Annotated in this window: 3 protein-coding genes, 1 tRNA gene and 1 pseudogene; all 5 read left to right on the forward strand. The window is 62.1% G+C overall.

Going from position 1 to position 1,647, the window contains the following annotated elements:
- A pseudogene (tuf, locus tag VF794_RS11095) lies at positions 1-416 on the forward strand (elongation factor Tu); the annotation flags it as partial.
- A 97-nt stretch (positions 417-513) separates the two neighbouring features.
- Positions 514-678, forward strand: a complete 165-nt coding sequence (gene rpmG, locus VF794_RS11100) for a 50S ribosomal protein L33 (protein ID WP_331093215.1) — start codon at positions 514-516, stop codon at positions 676-678.
- A 27-nt stretch (positions 679-705) separates the two neighbouring features.
- Positions 706-781 (forward strand) — tRNA-Trp (locus VF794_RS11105).
- 88 nt (positions 782-869) lie between these two features.
- Complete coding sequence (gene secE / locus VF794_RS11110) at positions 870-1,313, forward strand: preprotein translocase subunit SecE (RefSeq protein WP_331109518.1); 444 nt, start codon at positions 870-872, stop codon at positions 1,311-1,313.
- On the forward strand, positions 1,313-1,647 hold a 335-nt coding region (locus VF794_RS11115), incomplete at its 3' end, for a transcription termination/antitermination NusG family protein (RefSeq protein WP_331109520.1). The genes secE and VF794_RS11115, both read left to right, overlap by 1 nt.

Here is a 1,647-nt window from a genome sequence, read left to right on the forward strand (position 1 = left end):
CGGGCGTGGAGATGTTCCGCAAGCTGCTGGACGAGGGCCGGGCGGGTGACAACATCGGCGCCCTGCTGCGTGGTCTCAAGCGTGAGGACCTCGAGCGTGGCCAGGTTCTGTCCAAGCCGGGCAGCATCACCCCGCACACCAAATTCAAGGCGCAGATCTACGTCCTGTCGAAGGAGGAGGGTGGTCGCCACACCCCGTTCTTCAAGGGATACCGCCCGCAGTTCTACTTCCGCACCACGGACGTGACCGGCACGGTGAAGCTGCCCGACAACGTCGAGATGGTGATGCCCGGTGACAACATCGCCATCGAGGTCGAGCTGATCATGCCGGTGGCCATGGAGAAGGAGCTGCGCTTCGCTGTTCGCGAGGGTGGCCGCACCGTGGGCGCCGGCGTCGTGGCCGAGATCATCGCCTAGTTGGCTGGTGGGCCTCGTGCCTGCCCCAACTGGTGGTTAACCCCGAGGGGGGAGCTGTGATAAGCAGCTTTCCCCTCGTGCCTATCGAGTTCAAGTCATGCCCAGAGGCAACCGCAGCATCATTTCGCTTGAGTGCACGCAGTGCAAGGAGCGGAACTACTACACGACGAAGAACAAGCGGAAGAGCCAGGACAAGCTCGAGCTGAGCAAGTACTGCCCCCGCGACCGGAAGCATACCGTCCATAAGGAAGGTAAGGTCTAGTTCGGCTGTTGTGGTCGGGTGTTCTTTAGGCCAGTAGCTCCAACGGTAGAGCAGCGGTCTCCAAATCCGCGTGTTGGGGGTTCGAATCCCTCCTGGCCTGCCAGTCGTTCAGTTGCAGGGACCCCCGGTACCCCCGTACCGGGGGTCCCTGTGTTTTCCGGTATCAAGTCGCATTCAGTCTGCGAGGAATCATGGCAGCGGCATCCGAGGCCAGCCAGCAAGCGAACCGTTCGGGCATGGACCCGAAGCGGCTCGTCGTCATTTTCTTCCTCATCGCGGGTCTCATCTTCGCGCTCTTCCTGGAGCACGTCTGCGGCCTCATCTGGGCCCGGGCGGGGTGGAGTGACCCCACGGTCATCGAAGGCGTCGACTGGCAGGTGTCGACCCTGGTGGGCTTCGTGCTCGCCGCCGGTATCGTGGTGGGCGCCTACCTGCACCCCAAGAGCCACGCGCTCTCGTTGGACGTCGCCTCCGAGTTGATGAAGGTCACCTGGCCCTCTTGGGCGGAGACCAAGGCATCGACCATGGCGGTCATCGTCGCCTCCTTGGTGGCGGCCGTCGTCCTCTTCTTGATCGACACCCTCGCCTACAACCTTATGGTTGAGTGGATACCCGCCATCTGGGGGAAGCTGTAATGGCGATGAAATGGTACGTGGTCCACACCTACTCGAACTTCGAGAACCAGGCGAAGAAGAGCTTGGAGGAGCGGATCCGTCTCGAGGGGTTGCAGGACCTGTTCGGCGAAATCCTGATTCCGATGGAACAGGTCGTCGAGATGGTGAAGGGCGAGAAGAAGACGTCCCGGCGTAAGTTCTTCCCGGGCTACATCTTCGTGCAGATGGAGCTGAATGACCGGACGCTCCACCTGGTGAAGAACACGCCCAAGATTACGGGCTTCCCCGGCACGGTGCAGAACCAGCAGCCGCTGCCCATCTCCGACGCGGAGGTGGCGCGCCTGACGTCGCAGAT

It is taken from the genome of Archangium sp. (assembly GCF_036389735.1).
Lineage (GTDB): Bacteria > Myxococcota > Myxococcia > Myxococcales > Myxococcaceae > Archangium.